Genomic DNA, 19,355 nt, shown 5'->3' with positions numbered 1-19,355 from the left:
AGAGCGCCGTGAGAGACGAATTGCGCATACTCAAGTCCTTGGCCGGGCCGTTTCCCTCGTTCGAGGCGGATCTGACACCTGACAATCCGCGAGACTTGTTTTCCGACTGGCTGCGCGATGCCATCGAGGCTGATATCAAGGAGCCGCATGCCATGGTGCTTTCCACGATCGACGAGGATGGCGCACCGGATGCTCGTGTTCTCATCCTGAAGAACCTCGACCAGCGTGGCTGGCACTTCGCAACATCAGGCAGGGGGCCGAAGGGCCGACAGATTGCCGCCAATCCCTCTGTGTCACTCACCTTCTATTGGCCGCAGCTCGGACGGCAGGTGCGATTGCGCGGAATGGCGTTTCAGGCCGAGGCGCATGAGCGCCATGCCGATTTCCGTGCACGCGCGCCGGGCGCCAAGGCGATTGCCCTGACCAAGCGGCAGAGCGAGGTTCTGGGTTCGTCGCAGGAGCTCGATGATGCATTGGCACTGCAGCATCGGCGGTTGCGGGACGAGCCCGATCTTGTTTCTGCAAATTGGGCGCTTTTCATCGTCATGCCGCATGAGGTCGAATTCTGGCAGGGCGATTCAGAGCGCCGTCACCATCGCTTGCGATATCGACGTGAAAAGGCGGGCTGGCTGAAGGAGCGGCTCTGGCCTTGATGATTTTCGCTTTGATGGCCGCGGTTGTCCGTTTCTGCTGCTTTCGGCGGAAAGATTAGACAGCCATTGTGACCGCTGAGGATCAGCATCCCTCAGATGCCGAGATCGAGCTGGGGCTGTAAGCTCCCATCGCCGGCTTCTTCGTTCGTCAAAGACGAAAGCGTGATGCCCAGCAGCCGGATTGGCCGCGTGAACGGGTGGACGGTTGCCAGAAGCGCCGACGCGGTATCCAGGACCGCGCCGACACCGGCGACCGGCAGGGAGCTTGTCCGACTGCGTGTCGCCTGGGTAAAGTCCGAATATTTGATCTTCACGGTCACCGTCTTGGCGCTGAAACCGCCTGTTTCGCAGTAGCGCCAAACCTTCTGCGCAAGCGGCCGCAGTTCCGCCGTCGCCAGCTCTAGATCGTCGATATCCTCAACGAATGTGTCTTCTGCGCCTATGGATTTGCGAACCCGGTCCGGCTTTACCTGGCGCTCGTCGATGCCGCGGGCGATACCGTAGAAATAAGGGCCTGCCTTTCCAAAATGCTCCTGCAGGAAGGCGAGCGATTTCGATTTCAGATCTAGTCCGGTTTCGATCCCATATTTGTGCATCCGCTCGGCTGTCGCCGGCCCGACGCCATGGAATTTCTTGACGGGAAGCGTTTCGACGAAGGCCGGGCCATTCCTTGGCGTAATGACCGCCTGGCCGTTCGGCTTGTTGAGGTCGCTTGCCATTTTGGCGAGGAATTTGTTGTAGGAAATGCCGGCCGAAGCATTGAGGCCGGTGACCTGCTTGATCTTGGTCCGGATCTCCAGCGCGATCTCGGTGGCGATTTCCATCCCCTTGTGGTTCTGGGTGACGTCGAGATAGGCCTCGTCGAGCGACAGCGGCTCGATCATCGAAGTATATTCGGCAAAGATCTCGCGGATCTGCTGCGACACCGCCCTGTAGACGTCAAAGCGCGGCGGCACGAAAATCAGGTCCGGACATTTGCGTTTTGCGGTAACCGAAGGCATCGCCGAGTGAACGCCGAAGGCACGGGCCTCGTAGCTTGCGGCCGCCACGACGCCGCGTGCAGCCGACCCGCCGACCGCAAGCGGCTTGCCGCGCAGCTCCGGATTGTCCCGCTGCTCGACCGATGCATAGAATGCATCCATATCGACATGGATGATCTTCCGGACAGTGGTCGAGCTGGTGTCGTTCATGGCGGTCTCGGTCATTACACAGTAGGTTCAGCGCGGTCCGTTATTGCGGAAGCTGAAACAAATGCGGAACATATCATCCTCGATGACGATATCAAACCGGCTCGGTTGTCTTGCTAGGGAGAGGCGAGGAAATTGCCGCAGGCCAGCCATGCCGCAAACGGTACCTTGAGATGCGCGCAAGGCTTCTTATCTCTTGTCCGTCCCCCAATACGGAGCCTTGAGATGGGCCAAATCGCTACCGATGCACTTTCCGACTTGCTTATGGAGATCCTCCCGCCCGAGCGTGACGAGGAATCCCGAGCCGACGGCACCGCGTGTCTGTGCTGCCGCAGGCTGCGGTCGGCGAGGAAGATGGACGAAGACGGCTGCGGTATATGTGACGAATGCCTGGCTCCATGATCGACGGCGCGCCGCAGCTGCTGCCCGCCGAATTGTCGGGCTTCGAACATGCGCTTGCGAAGCTGCCTGACGGCTATTCGGAGGGGCATTTTCAAGGTCGCCCCTGGGGTGTGACGGTCAAGCGATCGGCCGACGGCAAACGGATCTGGCTCTATGGCGAGGAGCTTGGCGGGACCGATGTCGTCAGTTTCAATCTCTATATGCTCTCCGCAGCAAGCCTCACCCTCAAGCCCTGCGAAATGTCCTCGTCGAAGGTCATAGATTTTGTTTTGGGCTTCCTGCCGGCCCCGATGCGGCATCCAGTCTAAGCACGGAGTTGTGTTACGGCCGACAACAGGTCCTTCTGCTTCAGCGGGTGGAGAGCGGCGGCGGAGGCGGCTGCGTGGTTGAGCCGGGACCGAGCGAGCGCTGGACCATCACGGTATCGGCCCAGCGGCCGTAGCGATAGGCAACAGCCGGCAGCAGGCCGACGCGAACGAAGCCGAAGCGTTCGTGCAGGGCGAGCGAAGCGACGTTGTCCGCGTCGATATAGCCGATCATCTGTCGGAAGCCGGCCGCCGCGCAGGCGTCGATCAGTCCGCGCATGAGCAGGCTTCCGACACCCTGGCCGACATGGTCGTGATGCACATAGATCGAATGCTTGACGGTATAGCGATAGGCCGGGCGCTTCCGGAACAGCACCACATAGGCATAGCCGACGACCTTCTCACCCTCGATCGCGACGACATGCGGAAAGCGGCGGTCCTTCAAATTCTTGCGCCGTTCGCGCAGATCGTCCGGCTGCGGCGTGTCGCTATCATCGACCCCGGCTTCGACCCCGCGGTGAATATGACGGCGATAGATAGCCAGCATGGCATCGACGTCGCTCTCCCGGGATGGGCGAACGATGATTGTTTTATCCTGCTTCATGTCCGAACCTGAATTTCCAAGCCTATTCCGCGACAACGTAGGTATAGAGCCGGATTTTGCCGGATGCATCGATCTCGCGATAGAGGCCCTGGATCTCCACCTCGAAGCCGGGGAAGGTGTTGAAGCAGGTTTCGAACATTTTGAGATAGTCGATCATGGGCTTTGCCTGTTCCGTCAGGCGCTCGCCGGGCACGATGGTTGCAATCCCCGGGGGATAGACGACGAAGGGTGTCGTCGCGATGCGGCCGGCAATGGCGTCGATCGGCAGATAGTCGACATCGTTGCGCACCAGGCAGCGCGCGGCATCGTGCGGCGACATGGCGATCGGCGGCAGGTGTTCTGCGGAAAATTGCTTCGTCTGCAGGGCGCTGACATCGGCCTGACGAAAGAAATTGTGCATGTCAGCGCAAAGATCCCGCAGGCGCACGCCCGCATAGCGGCCGGGACGGCGGCGATAGAATTCCGGAATGGCCTCTTCCAGCAGCGCGTTGTCGTCATGAAGCTTTTTAAAGGCGACAAGGCCGCTGATCAGGGTGCCGGCCTTGCTGGCTTCGACACCGGGTGTGAGCAGGAAGAGCAGCGAATTGAGGTCGTTCTTTTCCGCGACGATCCGGTTTTCGCGCAGATATTGCGCAACGATGGGCGCTGGAATGCCGTGGTCCGTATATTTTCCAGTCGCTCGATCAAAGCCGGGGGTAAGCAGGGTGAGCTTGTTCGGGTCCGTCATGGCGAAACCCGGCTCCATGCCGGAAAAGCCGTGCCATGCCGCATCGGGTGTCAGGTGCCAGAAGGCGGGATTGGTGGCGAGTTGATCGGTCGAGACGCTCTCCCAAGGCACATCGTGCACAGCGCCGGGGCTTGCCACATCAGGAATCGCGACCCGATCCGGCACGAAGGGCTCGAAGAACCAGCGGCGTTCGGGACGATGTTCCTTCTCCTCGAATTCGCGCCGTACGGCGCGGATTTTCTTGCGCAGTTCGGTGCCGAGGCGGATCGTGTCGTCCCAAAGCACTTCGCCCGAACGGCCCTTCATCATCTGCGCGCCGACGTCGAGCGAGGCAAACAACGGATAGAAGGGCGAGGTCGAGGCGTGCTGCATGAAGCTTTCGTTGAAGCGACGGTGTTCCACGCGGCGTTTCTGGCCGGTGATGTGCCTATCCTTCATGTGGATCTGCGAGGCCTGCGAAAAGCTTGCGAGTTGCTTGTGGGTCGACTGCGTGGCGATGATCCCGGGTGCATCGGGGCCGAGGTCCGAAAGGCCCATGGCAAAGCGCCCGGCATAAAGCGGGTGAAACTTCATGAAGCCCGCCCATGCCTCGTCGAAAAGGATGTAGTCGCACAGATGTCCGATGCGCTTGAGGATCATCTCGGCATTGTGGATGGTGCCGTCATAGGTGCATTGCTCCACGACCGCGACGCGGAACGGACGCGGCTTCTTGTAGGCTTCCGGATCTTTTACCAGCGGATGGGTGCGAATGCGCTCGCGCAGCGCGTCCTCGTCCATGGTGGCGAAATCCATCGGACCGATCAGGCCATAGAGATTGCGTCTGGTCGGCAGGTAGATCGGAATGCCGCCCGAGATCATTAGCGCGCCGTGATGGGCGGCCTTGTGGTTGTTGCGATCGAACAGCACGAGATCGCCGTCGGTGACGAGGGCCGAGAGCGCGACTTTGTTGGACGTGGAGGTGCCGTTCAGCACGAAATAGGTCTTTTCGGCGCCGAAGATCTTGGCCGCCTCCTTCTGCGCGGCGAGAGCCGGTCCCTCGTGGGTCAGAAGGTCGCCGAGATCGAGCACGGAGTTGTCGAGGTCGTCGCGGAGCACCGCTTCGCCGAGATGCTCCATGAAGACCCGGCCGATGGGGCTGCGGCTGTAGAAGATGCCGCCATTGTGCCCGGGGCAGGTCCAGAGATGATTGCCCTCTTCGGCATAATCGACCAGCGCGCCGAAGAACGGCGTCTTCAGCGTCTCGGCATATTGCTTCAGCCGGCTGATGAGGCTTTTCGCGATGAAGGCGGGCGTTTCCTCGGAGAGGAAGACGTAGCCGTCGATGAAATCGAGGACTTCGACCGGCACATCCTCGAAGCGCTTGCGGCGGATCAGGAGGATGATCGGGAATTCCAGGCCGCGCCGGCGCATGAGGTTGATGAGGGCGGCCGTCTTGCCTTCGAGGCCCTTCTTGCCCCAGTCCACCAGCATGCAGCCGATGGCCGCGTCGGTCTGCACGGCGATCTCGGCATCTTCGAGATTGCGCGCGCGCACCACCTCGAAACCTGAGCGTTCGATCTCCTCGACGATCTGATTATAGCGGGCGCCTTCCAGGTCCTCATTGTCGAAGGTTGGCGTTGCGAACAGAAAGTTGAAACGTCTGAAATAATCCATGTCGATACCCGCTCTTGATCTGGGATGAGGTGTCGGCGCATTTCATGACATGGATGTGACAGAATAGAGGACGTCCCAAACCGTATTGATGGCCACCGCCGGTCACGTCGCCGGCCCGCCGTTTCATGCCGGATCGCGGGTGCACAACTTATGGATTTGTGGCCACTCAGTGAGCGGCCACGGTCCAGAAATAATAGGCAAGCGGGATGGCGAGAAGATACATGCCGATAGACACCTGCCTTGCTTCTCCCGATAAGACCTTGACGATGACGTAGAACAGCAGTCCTCCGGCGATGCCGGTTCCAAAGCTGTTGGAGACCAGGGTCAGAAGGACCATCATCAGGGCAGAGAGACCGTCGGAGAAATTCTCCAGGTCGACACGCTTCAGCGCGCTGAACATCGACATGCCGACGAGGATCAGGGCGGGTGCCGTGGCGGCTGCCGGGATCATCAGCGCGATCGGCGTAAAAAGCAAAGTGAGCGCGAAAAGGGCTGCGGTTGCAAGTGAAGCAAAACCGGTGCGTCCGCCGGCTTCCGCGCCTGTCGCGCTCTCGACCAGCGCCGTGGCGGAGGGAATGCCGAGCAGCGGACTGATCGTGGCGGCAATCGAATCGACGAGGAACGGCTTGCCCAGGTCCGCCATGTTGCCTTCCTCATCGACCAGGCCGGCCTTGGCGCCAACGGCGAGCGTCGTGCCCAGGGTCGAGAAGAATTCGGATGCGAAGAAGGCGAAGAGATAGGGGAAATATTCGATCTTCAGCGCACCAAGGAAATCGAGCTGAAGGCCGATCTCAGAGATGCCGTGCGGCACTCCGAAGAATGCGGCGGGCACCTTGGTCACGCCGAGCGGAATGCCGAGCAGCGTGCTGCCCAGGATCGCCCAGAGGATCGGCCCCGGCACTTTGCGCCCGCGCAGGAAGACGGCGAGGAAGATGCCGAAGACGGCAATGATCGCCTGTCCCGAGTTGAACGAACCGAGCATGAGCGCGTGGCTCTTGGCGTTGACATCGACGAGACCTGCATTCTTGAAGCCGAGAAGCGCGATGAACAATCCGATCGCCGCACCCAGTCCGAGCTTGATCTGGGCTGGAACCATGCGGGCAATGACCTGGCGTACACCGAGGACGGTCAGCAGAACGAAGACGACACTCGACCAGAAGGAGATGGCAAGGCCAGTCTGCCAGGGAATATGCTCCACGGCTGCCATCGTCGGCCCCACCAGAACCGAGCCGCCAATGCCAGGTCCCACCACGAAGGGCATATTGGCATAAAGCGCCATGAACAGGGTCGCGCCGATGATGACGAGGATGGTTGCCGTCGTTGCGGCGGCGCGGTCGATGCCACCGGCGGAAAGCAGGGAAGGGATCACGACGAGGAGATAGGCCGCTGCCAGGAAGGACGTCATCCCGGCAATGATTTCCGTCTTCGTATTGGCCTTACGCTCGCCCATGCGAAAATAGGTCTTCCACCGCGGCTCTGACGTATCACCCGGCTGCCCAACATTCGTAGTTGAGGTCATTGTCTATATCTCCTAAGTCGGCAAATGCCGCCGTCTGGCTGGTGACCTCAATTTTGGCTTGAAGCCAGAAGCGGTCTGATGTCCCGGGTGGTTCCGTCGGTCAGCCCGAGATCGGTGACATGCGGGCCGGGGTTGCAGGCAAGGCTTGCTCCGACGACCGCCTTGAAGGTGCGAATGGGCGGCATCCAGTCAGCGATTGCATCGGCCGCGGCGCGCAACCTAGCGAAATCGTCGGCCACCTCCTTTGCGGGCGCATCCGACAGCAAGCCGCAGACGGGCAGGGGAAGCACCGCCGTCACCTCGCCATCGGCCGCCGTCGCCATGCCGCCGCCGGCGCCGATGACGGCATTGGCCGCCGCAGCCATATCCGCGGGGTCGCGGCCGAAGACGGTGAGGTTATGGCTGTCATGCGATATCGTCGTCGCAAGCGCGCCGATCCAGTGACCCCAGTCTTCCAGGATGCCGATGACGGGTGTCGGCTCTTTTCTTCCGTGGCGGTGAATAACAGCCATCAGCAGCATATTGTCAGGCAGAACGAGCTTGTCATTTTCGACTTTGACGATTGCCTCTCCCCATTTCGTGAATCGTGGGCTGACAATCGTGTTGACGGGAGCTTCAGTCATGCCCGGCAGCTCGATCTTGAAATCGGTGGCGGAAAGCTTCTCAAGCCTTACGGTGTTGCGATAGGCATCCGAGGGCGTGCACTCGCTGGTTCCAACGAGGCTGCCGCTTCTTGCGACCTCACGTCCAGATGCGAAGACGCGGTCGACCGCGATCTTTTCGAGATCGGAGAGGATGACGATGTCGGCGCGGCGGCCGGGTGCCACCAGTCCCAGATCATGGCGGTTCAGCCACATGGCGGCGTTGAGCGTGGCGGCGCGGATGGCATCGATCGGCTTCATTCCATAGCCGATCAGGCGTCTGAGAACGGATGACATTGCTCCCTCATTCACGAGGTCGTCGGGGAAGACGTCATCGGTGCAGATCGTCAGCGTTTGCGGCAGATGCGGCAGCTTTTTCAGCACGTCGACGACGCCGGGCAGAACATAGTCATGGGAGCCGCGCAACTCGATGGTAAGGCCCGCCCGCAATTTCGCCAGCAAGTCCTCGGCCGAGGTGAGCTCGTGATCGGATTGAATCCCCGCGGAGGCAAAGGCCTGCAATTCCGCACCTTCCAGTCCGCGGGCATGGCCGCAGACGCGCTTGCCGCTCGCAAGACCGGCCTCAAGGATGCCGCGCATCGGCTCGCTGCGCTCAAGGACCCCTCGCATGTTCATCACTTCGGCGACACCGGAAATCTCCGGCCAGCTGAGCATGGTTGTCATTTCGCCTGAGCGGAATTCCTCACCGGCAAGCTCAAGGCCGGGTGCCGAGGGGACGCAGGATGGCGCCAGGGTCAGGAAGCGCAGCGGCAATTGCCGTGTTTCTTCGAGCGCCCACCGAATACCGTCGAGGCCAGCGACGTTGCCGATTTCATGCGGGTCCCAGCAGACCGTCGTCGTGCCCTGGGGAACAACCGTTTCGGCGTATCGCCTTGGCGTCACCATCGAGCTTTCGACGTGCATATGCGTGTCGATAAATCCGGGCGCGATGAAGCGTCCTAAAGCGTCGATGGTCTGCTTGGCGTCCTTCCTCGTCCCCAAGGCATGGACGCTTGCGATCAAGGGGCCGACAAGGCCGATATCGGCCGGCCTTATTTCCGAGGTCGCGACATCGACGAGCGTTCCGCCGGCAATCAGCACATCGAACGGCTCAAGGCCCAATGCCGCCCGGACGGCGCGGTCGCGCAGCTCGGATGAATGGAGGTCTTGGGGTTCATTCGGCATGTCTGCCTCCCTTGGCAAAGGCGGACGGGCGCGCGGTGGATTGCCGCAAGACGAGTTCCGTCGGGAATATTCCGCTGATGTCGATTTCTCCGGCGACGAAGGCGAGGGCATGGTTTGCCACGGCTTCCAGATCCTGCCGGACGGTCGTGAGTGGTGGAGAGACGATTTGAGCCCACATCAGATCATCAAAGCCGGTGAGCGATATGTCTTCCGGAATGCTGAAGCCCCTGTCCTTGACGGTTATGGCAAAGCCGACGGCGAGCGCATCATAGGCGGCGGCACAGGCCGTAAAATGCCGCAGATCGAGCTCGCGGCCGAGAGCGCTGCCGACCTCGAACGTCGCATCGCTGTGTCGCAATGCGGGTTCGACGCCGGCCTGGCGGAAGACTTCGCGCATTCCTTCGACGCGCTCGCGCGCCACCAGCGAATTTTCCGGGCCGGCGAGGATAAGGATGCTGTCATGACCGAGATCGACCAAGTGGCGTGCGATCAGGCGCCCGCCTTGACGATGATCGCTGGCAGCGATGTTGCCAACCGTGGCGGCGCTGTCGATGACGGCGACCGGCACCGGGACATCCGTGGGCGCAATGGTCGTGCCGCGCGTCGGTATCACGATCAGTGCATCGACGCCGCGGGCGATCATGGTCCTGATTTCGAATTCCTGCTGCTGCGGGTCGCCCTGACTATCGCCGATGAGAACGGCAAGACCGCGCCGCTTGGCGGCTCGCTCGATGGCCTGGGCAAAAGCGGGAAACAAGGGTTGGCCGATATTCGGAACCAGCAGGCCGACCGTATTGCTCTTGCCGGTGCGCAGAGCGCGGGCCGCATGGTCAGGCACATAGCCGAGCCTGTCCGCTTCCAGGCGAATCTGCTCCGCAAGGGCTGATGACACCCGGCCCGTACCGCGCAGGGCATTCGAGACCGTTGCCGTGGAGACACCCAGCTTGGTTGCGATTTCCCGAATCGAGGTAGGGCGTGTCTGACTCTCCAAGAGCGCGCTCCGGTTTCCTTGATTAATCGTTTAATCAACACGGCGCGCTTTTGCAAGAGCGTCTTTAACTGCGCGGGGATGAAACGCGGTTTCGCCGATGGTGGCGCCTGTTGGTGATGACGAAGGACCTTCCGGTCGACCGGCTTGCTGTATCAGACGGCAACCAGATGGCCGGAAGAGACGGTTCGATACGCGCGCGGCTTGACCAGATAATCGACGGGCCGGATGGGGCTTTTCAACTCCTCACTGGCTGCCATGCGTTTTTCGCGTCGGCGATCGGGGTCCGGCACAGGAACGGCTGCCATCAGCTTCTTCGTGTAGTCGTGTTGCGGATTGCCGAAAACGGCCGCGCGCGGGCCGATCTCGACGATTTCGCCGAGATACATGACGGCGACGCGATGGCTGACGCGCTCGACCACGGCCATGTCGTGGGAGATGAACAGGAAGGAAAGGTCGAGGCTCTGCTGCAGGTCGAGCATCAGGTTGATGACCTGCGCCTTGATCGATACATCGAGCGCGGACACGCTTTCGTCGGCGACGATCACCTTCGGCTGCAGTGCCAGGGCGCGGGCGATGCAGATGCGCTGGCGCTGGCCGCCGGAGAATTCGTGCGGATAGCGGCTTGCCATGTCAGGGGTCAGGCCCACCTTACGCAGCATATCGGCGACGATCTCTTTCGCTTCCCGTGCTGTTCCCATCTTGTGCTCGAGAAAGGGTTCGGCGATCGCCTGGCCGACCGTCATGCGCGGATTTAGGGAGGCAAAGGGATCCTGGAAGATCATCTGTACCGATTTACGCATCTCGCGCATGTCACGTTTGCCAAGCGAGAGCACGTCGCGGCCATCGACGATGACGGAACCGGATTGCGGTTCGATCAGCCGCATGATGGCGCGTCCGGTGGTCGACTTGCCGCAACCGGATTCGCCGACAAGCGACAATGTTTCGCCGGCAAAGAGATCGAACGAGACGTTTTCCACCGCATGCACCCGGCCTTTGAGCTTTCCGAAGAGGCCCGAATGAATGTCGAAGCGCTTGGTGAGGTTTTTGACCTGCAGCACCGGTTTTTCCTTTGCGACCGTATCGGGCACTTCGGCTGGCGTGTCGGATTCTCCCGTCGCAGTATTGACGACGGGGAAGCGCAGCGGTCGTTCATAGGATTGCATCGAACCGAGCACCGGCACGGCCGACAGCAGCGCGCGGGTATAGGGATGCTGGCCGCGATGGAAGATGTCGGCCGTCGCGCCCGTCTCCACCTGCTCGCCGCGATACATGACGACCGTGCGGTCGGCGATTTCCGCCACCACACCCATGTCATGCGTGATGAACAGGACGGAAGTTCCTTCCTCGTCCTGCAGCATCTTGATGAGGTCGAGGATCTGGCCCTGGATCGTGACGTCGAGAGCGGTGGTCGGCTCGTCGGCGATCAGCAGCCTCGGCTTCGAGGCGAGCGCCATGGCGATCATGACGCGCTGGCGCATGCCGCCGGAAAAGCGGTGCGGATATTCGTCGAAGCGCGAGGCGGCCGAGGGAATGCGGACCTTTTCGAGCAGCCGGATCGTCTCGGCCTTGGCGTCCGCAGCCGACATGTCCCTGTGGCAGAGCAAGGCCTCTGAGATCTGGTCACCGATGGTGAAGAGCGGATTGAGCGACGTCATCGGCTCCTGGAAGATCATCGACACGTCGTTGCCGCGCACCTTGCGCATCTCATGTTCGGGAAGAGAAAGCAGGTCGCGGCCGCCAAGCAGGATCTTGCCTTCGATGCGGCTTGAATCGCTCTGCAGCAGTCGCATGATCGAGAGCGAGGTGACGCTCTTGCCCGAGCCGCTCTCGCCGACGATCGCCACCGTCTCGCCCGGCGCGACCGAGAAGGAAACATTGCGCACGACGGGTTTCCATGCACCGTCCACCAGGTATGAGGTGGTGAGGTTTTCGACGGAGAGGATGGGTTCGGGGGCCTTTGCCTGCGACGTGCTCATGCTTGTTCCCTTCTTGCGATCCCTGCCACAGCTCAGTCCGGCCAGTTCAGCACGCCGTCGAAGCGATGCCGGCTGCGGTTCTCGATCGGTGTCGCGATGATCTCGTTGGAGGCGCGCGCCTTGTCGAGTTCCTCGGCAAGCCGGGTCGCGACAATGGCCTCCTGGCCGGGATGCAGGTTGCATGGATCGAGATAGAAATAGTGATGCTCCACCTCATGGTCGCGGACGATTACCGGCGGGTTGCCGCGGGCAAGCGCTGCCGCAAGATCCCCGGCGCTGATATGCGCCTCCGGCGCAGAGATGATGACCCGCATGCGGTCGAGCGGGTTGTTGGTAGGATCGGGCTCGATCAGGGCGGTGACGCCGGGGCGGCCGTCGAGAGTTCGCTTCCACAGGTTCAGATAGCCCGTCTCGCGTTCGCGGATGCCGGCATGGTCGCGCTTTTCCCAGGCTTCCAGTGCCGCCATCACGCCATAGATGCTTTCCTTGCCGACCTTCATGCCGCGGCCGATGCCCATGTTCTGCAGGAAGGCGTTGCGCACCAGCTCCTTCTTGCCGGCGACGATGCCGGAGGTGGGGCCGCCGAGGAACTTATGGCCGGAATAGAGCACGATGTCGGCGCCCTGCGCCAGGAAGAGCCTGAGGTCGTACTCCGAAGCGGCATCGACGATGACGGGCACGCCCTTGGCGTGCGCGATCTCGACGAACTCGGTCAGGTGCAGCAAGCCGTAATCGACCACATGATGGGATACGACATAGACGGCTGCCGCCGTCTTCTCGCTTATGGCATTTTCCATGTGAAAGCGGTGTGTCGAGGTCGCTTGACCGATCAGAACGACCTTGCCGCCGGCAAGGCGGATCGCCTGATCGACGGGGGCGCCATAGCTCACCACATGGCCCATCTGCACGATGACTTCGTTCTTGTCCGGTGCGGCATCGGGTAGCTTCTCTATGGCGAGCAGGTTGTTGCCGGTGATGGCGCCTGCGACGGCGAGGCTGATGCCGGAGGAGCAGGATGCCGTCACGAAGCCCGCCTCGCCGCCCGTCAGCCGGGCGATAACGGCGCTGGCCTTGCGCTGGAGGTCGTTGATCTCGACGAATTGCGGCAGGATCGCCGTCATAGCCGCAATGGCTTCAGGCACGACGATCGATGCGCCGAGGCTCGTCATGGTACCTGATACGTTGATGACGGGCCTCAGGCCGATCTTGCTACGGATATCATCGGACATTCTATCTCTCCAAAGTGACGACTGCCGATTGTCATCGACAGCTATGCCATAGTAATGTAATAGCTTCTCGAAATCTCACGAGGAGCGTTGACTTGGACGCCAAGACCCTACCCGCCGCACGCTCTGAAGACGCCGATTCCATCGGGGAAGGGGAAACCAAAGGCGCGCGCCGTTCGCGCGTCAGCGGCATCGACCGCGCGCTGCAGGTCATTGATTATCTGTATGAAACCGGCGCGCCGGCTGGCGCCTACGCGATCGCCAAGGCGATCAAGGCACCGCTTTCGACCGTCTATGTGATCATCGACGATCTGGTCGAAAAGAACATGCTTGGCCGCGATGCCGACGGTTCCGTCTGGCTCGGCGCCCGTCTTTACCACTATGGTCTCGCCTATGCCCGGTCGCTCGATTTCATGAGCGTCGCCACCCGAGAAATGCACGATCTTTGCCGGCAGGCGAGCGAGACGGTGCAAGTCTGCGGCCGCGACGGCGATGCCATGCTGGTACTGGCGATGGCGGACGGACCGAGCCATTTTCAGGTCGCCTCTCGCGTCGGAACGCGCGTGCCGCTCAACTGGACTGCCTCGGGTCGGCTGCTGGTGGGGCATTTGCCGGAAGGCGAAAGGATCGAGCTTTTCAAGCGCTGTGCCCGCACCTCGCCGACCGGTCGGGCCGAGGTCGATGCCGCCGTGCTTTCCGAGGCCGCGGGCAAGGCCTTTAAGGAGCGCTTGTCGATCCAGGTGGCGGAGTCCGATTATGCGGTTGCCTGCATCGCATCGCCGGTCGTGGACCGGGATGGTCAATGTGTCGCGACCATTTCGATCGTGCTTCCCGAACAGAAAGCCGTGTCCGACGGCAGCCATTATGGCGAACAGGTGCGCGCGGCCGCCGAGCGAATCGAAAAGCTGATGGGCTGGCGCAACCACTGAATTCGTCCTCCTTAAAGCAATTCCAGCAAAAGCGCGACGCGGTTTTGCGTCCGGAATTGCGTAAAAACTAATCGTTAAGTGATACGATCGCTTCGATTTCGACCGTGATGTTGCCGGGAAGCGAGCCGAAGCCGACGGCCGAACGGGCATGTTGGCCCGCTTCGCCGAAGACTTCGATGAAGAGGTCCGAGCAGCCGTTGATGACGCTCGGATGATCCTCGAAATGCGGCACGGCATTGACCATGCCGAGCAGCTTGACCACTCGCTTCACCCGGGAGAGATCGCCGAGCGCGCCGTGCATGACAGCAAGCAGGTTGATGCCAGTTAGCCGCGCATGCTGATAGGCCTGGTCGACGCCCACGTCACCACCGACCTTGCCGGAATGGAGGTGGCCGTCTGCTTCCCGCGGCCCTTGACCTGAAAGATAGAGCACATTGCCTTCGCGGACATGGGTCACGAAATTAGCGATCGGCGGCGGCGGCGGCGGCAGCGCGATGCCGAGCGCAGCCAGTCGCTGGTAGGGTGTTTGCGCTGCTGAAGCGGCCTGTGTTGGGGACGTGTTCACGTATGCTCCTGCCATTCGATCTTAATGTTTCGACTACCGCCACGAATAGCCGTGGCTATGACGGACGAGCTTGCGCGCGCGGGGCACGTAGCGGCTGGCGGCGATCGCCTCCGCGCCGATGACAGCGTAGCGCGGCTCAAACAGCTTCCGCAGGCGTGAAACGTCGCCGTTTGAATCGGTCGCTTCGAGGTCCGCATCCACGAGATCGAATATGGTGAAATCGGCGCGCTCGCCGACCGACAGCCGGTTTTCCATCGAAAGCTTGATGACCGAGGCTGGCGCATGGGTGACGGCGTCGACCACCTTGTCGAATGGCATGCCGACCGAGAGCAGCTTGGACATGGTGGTCGCCAGATCCCAGACCGGGAAGTTCATGGAATGGCCGTGCAGGTCGGTCGAGATCGAGTAGGGCAGCAGGCCGCGCTTGATCGCCGCTTCCGCGACCTTGAACGAGAAGGAGGCGCCTCCATGGCCGATATCGAGCCGGATGCCTTCGCCGGCGCAGCGCTCGGCGAGATTGTAGAGGTCCTCGTCCTCCATGATGCTCGATCCGGCCTTGCCGTTGAAGCAGTGGGTGACGACATCGCCCGGTCCGAGAATTTCGAGCACTTCGTCATAGAGCGCGGGCGGCTCGCCCACATGCACCATCATCGGCACCTTCAGGATCTTGGCGATCTTCTTGCCGAGCTTGACGGGTGTGACCCCCCAGGAGCCGGTGATGACGTGGCTGGCACGCACTTTGATGCCGACGATATGCTCGCTGTTCTCGGCATAGCATTCGAGGATGCGGTCGAGGTCGATATCCTTGATATCACGCAGTTCGGGGACGCGATTGCAAGCAACGAGGCCGATCGAACCGAGATTGAGGAAGGCCTTGATGCGTTCTCTGGATGGTTCGATGATATATTCGCGGAAGCCATGAAAATTGGCTTCGCCGGCCGAGCCCGCATCGACCAACGTCGTGACGCCGCGCTCGGCGCCGCATTCGGATGGGCGGATCGAGATGTCGGTGCCGCCATGCCAGATGTGGACGTGCAGATCGATCCAGCCGGGAGAAATCCAGGCGCGCTTGCCGTCGACGCGCTCGATATCGCCGGGAGCGGCAAGTTGCGGGCCAAAAGCAGCGATCTTGCCGTCGGCGCCGACGAGGATGTCGATGACGCCGGCGGCGGTATCGCCACCGAAAGCCATGGGCTTCACATTGGTGAGGAGGAGCGGCTTGCCCGCTTTTTCACCGGTCATTTACAAGTCCTTTCGAAGTCTTGGATCGAGCATGTCCCGCAGGCCGTCGCCGACCATCTGCAGCGAGAGCACGGAGAGAATGATGGCAAAGCCCGGGAAATAGGTCATCCAATCAGCCTGGCCGATATATTGGCGGCCGGCGGCGATCATGGTTCCCCAGGTCGGGATTTCGGGGCTGACGCCGAGGCCGAGAAACGAAAGCCCGGCTTCGGCGAGCATGGCGCTGGCGAAGAGAAACGAACCCTGCACCAGGATCGGCGACAGGAGGTTTCTAAGCACATGCCGCGTCATGATGTGAAATGTCGAGATGCCGAGAGCCCTGGCCGCCTCCACATAAGGAAGTTCGCGGATGACAAGCGTCGAGGCGCGGACGATGCGGGCCAGCCGCGGCGAATAGACGATCGATAGCGCGACAATGACCGTCGTCAGCGACGGGCCGAGGGCGGCGACAAGCGCGATGGCAAGCAGGATGTCGGGAAACGCCATCATCGCATCGATCAGGCGGGCGATTGGGGTATCCAGCTTCTGGAAAAAGCCGGCGAGCAGGCCGAGAGTGACGCCGATCGCCGCCGACAGCGCCACGACGGCGGCTCCGACGAGCAGCGATAGCCGTCCTGCATAGATGGTGCGGGAGAAGATATCTCGGCCGAATTCGTCGGTGCCGAACCAGTAAACCCCGCTTGGCGGCTTCAGTCTGTTGACGATCGAGAGTTTCGAAGGCGAATAGGGCGCGATCCATGGCGCAAGCACGGCGAGCAGGACGAAGATCGTCAGCACGATGAGACCGGCGGCGACGGTCTTGCGCTTCAGAAGCCGGCGAAGGAACTTGCTTCGCTCGCTTGGCACCTGCTTTGGTGTATCGGTTGCGATATCGGCCATCAGTAGCGTACCCTCGGATCAACCAGCAGGTAGAGCATGTCGATTGCAAAATTGATCAGGACGTAAAGGCCTGCGACGACGAGTAAGGCCCCCTGGATCACCGGATAATCGCGGCGCAGCACCGCCGAGACGACAAGGCTTCCGACACCGGGCAGGCCAAAGACGGTTTCGGTGACGACAGCGCCGGAAATCAGGACCGCAGCTGTCAGCCCCAGAACGGTCAGGATTGGTATGAGCGCATTCCTCAGCGCGTGTTTCAGGACGACGCGGCGTTCGATCAGTCCTTTGGCGCGGGCGGTGCGAATATAGTCGTCTCCAAGCACGTCGAGCATCGATGCGCGGGTGAAGCGCAGGATCAGCGCCGAGGAGACAAGACCGAGTGCGACGGCCGGCAATGTCAGATGATACATGCGATCAAGGAAGCTTGTGCCTGGTCCGCCATAGCCGGAAACAGGAAACATCCCCAGGCGAACCGCGAAGATCTGCATCAGAATAAGGCCAAGCCAGAAGCTTGGAATGCTTGCCGCCAGCATGCCGAGCGCCATTGAAGCCTGATCGACGAGCGATCCTCGCCGATAGGCGGCATAGATGCCGATCGGCAACGCAATCACGCCAGCGATCAGGAGTGAGAACAGGGTCAGGAAAAAGGTCGGCTCGGCACGCTCGAGAAGCGCTGAGGAAACCGGGATATTCAGGAAGATCGATTGGCCCAGGTCGCCCTTGAGCAATTGCCCGACATAGAACAGGTATTGGACGAATATGGATTGGTCGAGGCCCAGCCGGGTCCGCAGTTCGGCAATATCCTGCCCGGTCGCATCCGGGCCGAGCATGACGGCGGCCGGATCGCCGGGAGTCACGCGCACGATCACGAAAACGATGGTGACGACAAGAAACATCACGACGATCATGCCTGCAAGACGCTGAAGGATGTAGCGTATCATTGGGTCGGTTCCCCGGAGTGGTTCCGCCTTCTTCGAATCGCGGAACCACTCCATTTCTTTGCTCTCTCGCAACTCCGAACGGAAAACTGCTGCGCATCTTTCCTGGAGTTGCTCTAAGTCCGCAAACGGACGGTACCGGGCGCCGGCCGCAACCGACGCCCCAGCGCCTTGGGAGGCTTATTTTTTGATCGACGCGTTCCAGAAGTAGGGCCATGGCGCGGGCTCGACGCCTTGAAGCTTCGTGGAGATCGCCGCGACGGCGTTGAAATCGCCGATCTTCATCATGGGAGCTTCGTCATAGATGGTTTTTTGAACGTTCGCCCAAAGCGAGATGCGCTTCTTGGGATCGACCTCCGTGTTGAAGGCGTCGATGGCAGCCTTGCTTGTCGGCGTGGCCCACCAGCCGGGCGAGCTCGGCGACAGCGTGCCGATCAGCGCCGGTTCCGGGAGGAAGGGACTGTGACTGATGTAGATGTCCCACAGCGCCTGGTCGGCACGGCGTTGGGTCAGCGTCGCCCAGTCGACCACCTGAAGGTCTACCGTGAAGCCCGCCTGTTTCAGATATTCGGCTGCGACCTGTGCCATCTTGTAATGGAACTCGTACTGGCGGCTGGTCAGGATACGGATCGGTTCGCCCTTATAGCCGGCCGCCTTGGCGGCTGTGGCCGCGCCTTCCGGATCGGCGACATTGTAATTCCCTTTGACGCCGGCATCCGTGCTCCAGGTAAAGGGGGCAGGGTACATGTTGCCGTTGACCGTATAGAAATTCGTGCTGCCGAAGGCTGCGGCCAGCATGTCCTCCATGCTGAGTGCCTGTCGGATCGCCTTGCGGATCGCGACATTCTTCGTGATACCGTCGGCGGTGTTGAAGACGAAAACCGGATAGCCGAACGGTTTGAGGAGCAGCGGCTGGGTCGCCGAAGCGGATTTCAGCTTGTCGAAGGATTCGACTGGAAGACTGTCGATATAGTCATACTGGCCGGAAATGGCCGCTTCGACGCGGGTGTTGGCATCGGGCACCGGAACGAAGCGGATTTCGTCGAGATATTGATGCCGGGCGCCCCCGTAACCATTGCTTTCGCCATCGCGTGGCTTGTAGCCGTCGAAACGCACCAGCTGAATATATTGGTCGGGCTTGCGCTCCTTCAGCATATAGGGACCGGTGCCGATGAAGTCGGTCATCGTGTCCGCCTGCTTGCTGGCTGGAATGATGATGGCGGCGGAGTTGTTGAAGGCAAGCAGCGAGGTGAGGGGGGCGTAGGGCTGCTTCAGCTTGATGACGACGGTCGCCGGATCCTGGGCGGTAATGGATTCGATGAAGCCGCCCGCCTGTTTGCCGCGCGACGCCAGCTTGGTCCAGCGGTTGAGCGAGGCGACCACATCGTTGGAGGTCATGACGCTGCCGTCATGGAACTTGATGCCGGTCCTGAGCTTGATCGTGTAGGTTTTGCCGTCAGCGCTGATCTCGGGCATGCTCTCCGCAAGCAGTGGCGTGACGTTCCAGCCCTTGTCGAAGGTGTAGAGCGTTTCGAAGATATGTTGGGTGACAATACCGACGAGATCGGCGGTGGAGGTCATGGGATCGAGCGTTGGCGGCTCCCCGATCGTCGCGACATTGATGACGCCACCTTTTTCCTGAGCCATCAGCAGCGAGGGCGCCGCAACCAAAGCAGCCGCAATCAGGAATCCGAGTCCTAACTTCATCGATACACTCCCAATTATGTTCCACA

At 61.2% G+C, this 19,355-nt stretch carries 16 protein-coding genes; 3 read left to right on the top strand and 13 right to left on the bottom strand.

Features of this window, described 5'->3' with window-relative positions:
- The first annotated feature begins 8 nt into the window (after positions 1–8).
- A complete protein-coding gene (locus tag GDN47_RS20730) occupies positions 9–653 on the top strand; it encodes a pyridoxine/pyridoxamine 5'-phosphate oxidase (RefSeq protein WP_113421468.1) in 645 nt (214 codons plus the stop codon).
- A gap of 92 nt (positions 654–745) precedes the next feature.
- On the opposite strand, the gene dinB is transcribed toward GDN47_RS20730, so the two are convergent.
- Positions 746–1,843 (bottom strand): DNA polymerase IV, encoded by a 1,098-nt coding sequence (gene dinB, locus GDN47_RS20725; protein WP_152094139.1) that lies wholly within the window; start codon positions 1,841–1,843, stop codon positions 746–748.
- A gap of 383 nt (positions 1,844–2,226) precedes the next feature.
- Here dinB and GDN47_RS20720 point away from each other — a divergent pair, with 383 nt between their 5' ends.
- Positions 2,227–2,550, top strand: coding sequence for a hypothetical protein (locus tag GDN47_RS20720; protein ID WP_113355724.1), 324 nt, complete (start codon positions 2,227–2,229; stop codon positions 2,548–2,550).
- Between the two features lie 40 nt (positions 2,551–2,590).
- Here GDN47_RS20720 and GDN47_RS20715 read toward each other — a convergent pair whose 3' ends face one another.
- The 7 genes from GDN47_RS20715 to GDN47_RS20685 all read right to left on the bottom strand — a co-directional run bounded on the left by GDN47_RS20715 (position 2,591) and on the right by GDN47_RS20685 (position 13,072).
- Complete coding sequence (locus GDN47_RS20715) at positions 2,591–3,151, bottom strand: GNAT family N-acetyltransferase (protein ID WP_113332119.1); 561 nt, start codon at positions 3,149–3,151, stop codon at positions 2,591–2,593.
- A 22-nt stretch (positions 3,152–3,173) separates the two neighbouring features.
- A complete protein-coding gene (locus GDN47_RS20710) occupies positions 3,174–5,531 on the bottom strand; it encodes an Orn/Lys/Arg family decarboxylase (protein WP_152094138.1) in 2,358 nt (785 codons plus the stop codon).
- Positions 5,532–5,697: 166 nt separating this feature from the next.
- On the bottom strand, positions 5,698–7,050 hold the full coding sequence (locus GDN47_RS20705) for an NCS2 family permease (RefSeq protein ID WP_113421470.1): 1,353 nt from the start codon (positions 7,048–7,050) through the stop codon (positions 5,698–5,700).
- Positions 7,051–7,097: 47 nt separating this feature from the next.
- Positions 7,098–8,876, bottom strand: a complete 1,779-nt coding sequence (locus GDN47_RS20700) for an adenine deaminase (protein WP_152094137.1) — start codon at positions 8,874–8,876, stop codon at positions 7,098–7,100.
- Positions 8,866–9,867, bottom strand: a complete 1,002-nt coding sequence (locus tag GDN47_RS20695; RefSeq protein ID WP_152094136.1) for a LacI family DNA-binding transcriptional regulator — start codon at positions 9,865–9,867, stop codon at positions 8,866–8,868. Before GDN47_RS20695 ends, GDN47_RS20700 begins: the two co-directional genes overlap by 11 nt.
- 152 nt (positions 9,868–10,019) lie before the next feature.
- Positions 10,020–11,843, bottom strand: a complete 1,824-nt coding sequence (locus GDN47_RS20690) for an ABC transporter ATP-binding protein (protein WP_152094135.1) — start codon at positions 11,841–11,843, stop codon at positions 10,020–10,022.
- 32 nt (positions 11,844–11,875) lie between these two features.
- Complete coding sequence (locus GDN47_RS20685) at positions 11,876–13,072, bottom strand: aminotransferase class V-fold PLP-dependent enzyme (RefSeq protein ID WP_152094134.1); 1,197 nt, start codon at positions 13,070–13,072, stop codon at positions 11,876–11,878.
- A 92-nt stretch (positions 13,073–13,164) separates the two neighbouring features.
- On the opposite strand from GDN47_RS20685, the gene GDN47_RS20680 reads away from it, so the two are divergent.
- The gene (locus tag GDN47_RS20680) at positions 13,165–13,998 is read left to right on the top strand and encodes an IclR family transcriptional regulator (RefSeq protein ID WP_173002533.1); all 834 of its coding nucleotides are present in this window, start codon (positions 13,165–13,167) and stop codon (positions 13,996–13,998) included.
- Between the two features lie 67 nt (positions 13,999–14,065).
- On the opposite strand, the gene GDN47_RS20675 is transcribed toward GDN47_RS20680, so the two are convergent.
- From GDN47_RS20675 to GDN47_RS20655, 5 genes are all read right to left on the bottom strand, one after another.
- Complete coding sequence (locus tag GDN47_RS20675; RefSeq protein WP_113421473.1) at positions 14,066–14,578, bottom strand: RidA family protein; 513 nt, start codon at positions 14,576–14,578, stop codon at positions 14,066–14,068.
- Between the two features lie 18 nt (positions 14,579–14,596).
- Entirely contained in the window at positions 14,597–15,805 is a 1,209-nt protein-coding gene (locus GDN47_RS20670; protein ID WP_145635769.1) for an amidohydrolase/deacetylase family metallohydrolase, read from the bottom strand.
- Positions 15,806–16,684 carry an ABC transporter permease gene (locus tag GDN47_RS20665; protein ID WP_113396474.1) on the bottom strand — a complete coding sequence of 293 codons (879 nt, stop codon included), beginning with the start codon at positions 16,682–16,684 and terminating at the stop codon, positions 15,806–15,808. It lies immediately after the preceding gene.
- Entirely contained in the window at positions 16,684–17,625 is a 942-nt protein-coding gene (locus tag GDN47_RS20660) for an ABC transporter permease (RefSeq protein WP_173002532.1), read from the bottom strand. The genes GDN47_RS20665 and GDN47_RS20660 overlap by 1 nt, the downstream gene beginning before the upstream one ends.
- A 177-nt stretch (positions 17,626–17,802) precedes the next feature.
- A complete protein-coding gene (locus tag GDN47_RS20655) occupies positions 17,803–19,329 on the bottom strand; it encodes an ABC transporter substrate-binding protein (RefSeq protein ID WP_152094133.1) in 1,527 nt (508 codons plus the stop codon).
- Positions 19,330–19,355: the final 26 nt, after the last annotated feature.

It is taken from the genome of Martinezella dioscoreae (assembly GCF_009176305.1).
Classification (GTDB): Bacteria; Pseudomonadota; Alphaproteobacteria; order Rhizobiales; family Rhizobiaceae; genus Rhizobium; species Rhizobium dioscoreae.
This window is presented reverse-complemented; position numbering and strand designations above follow the sequence as displayed.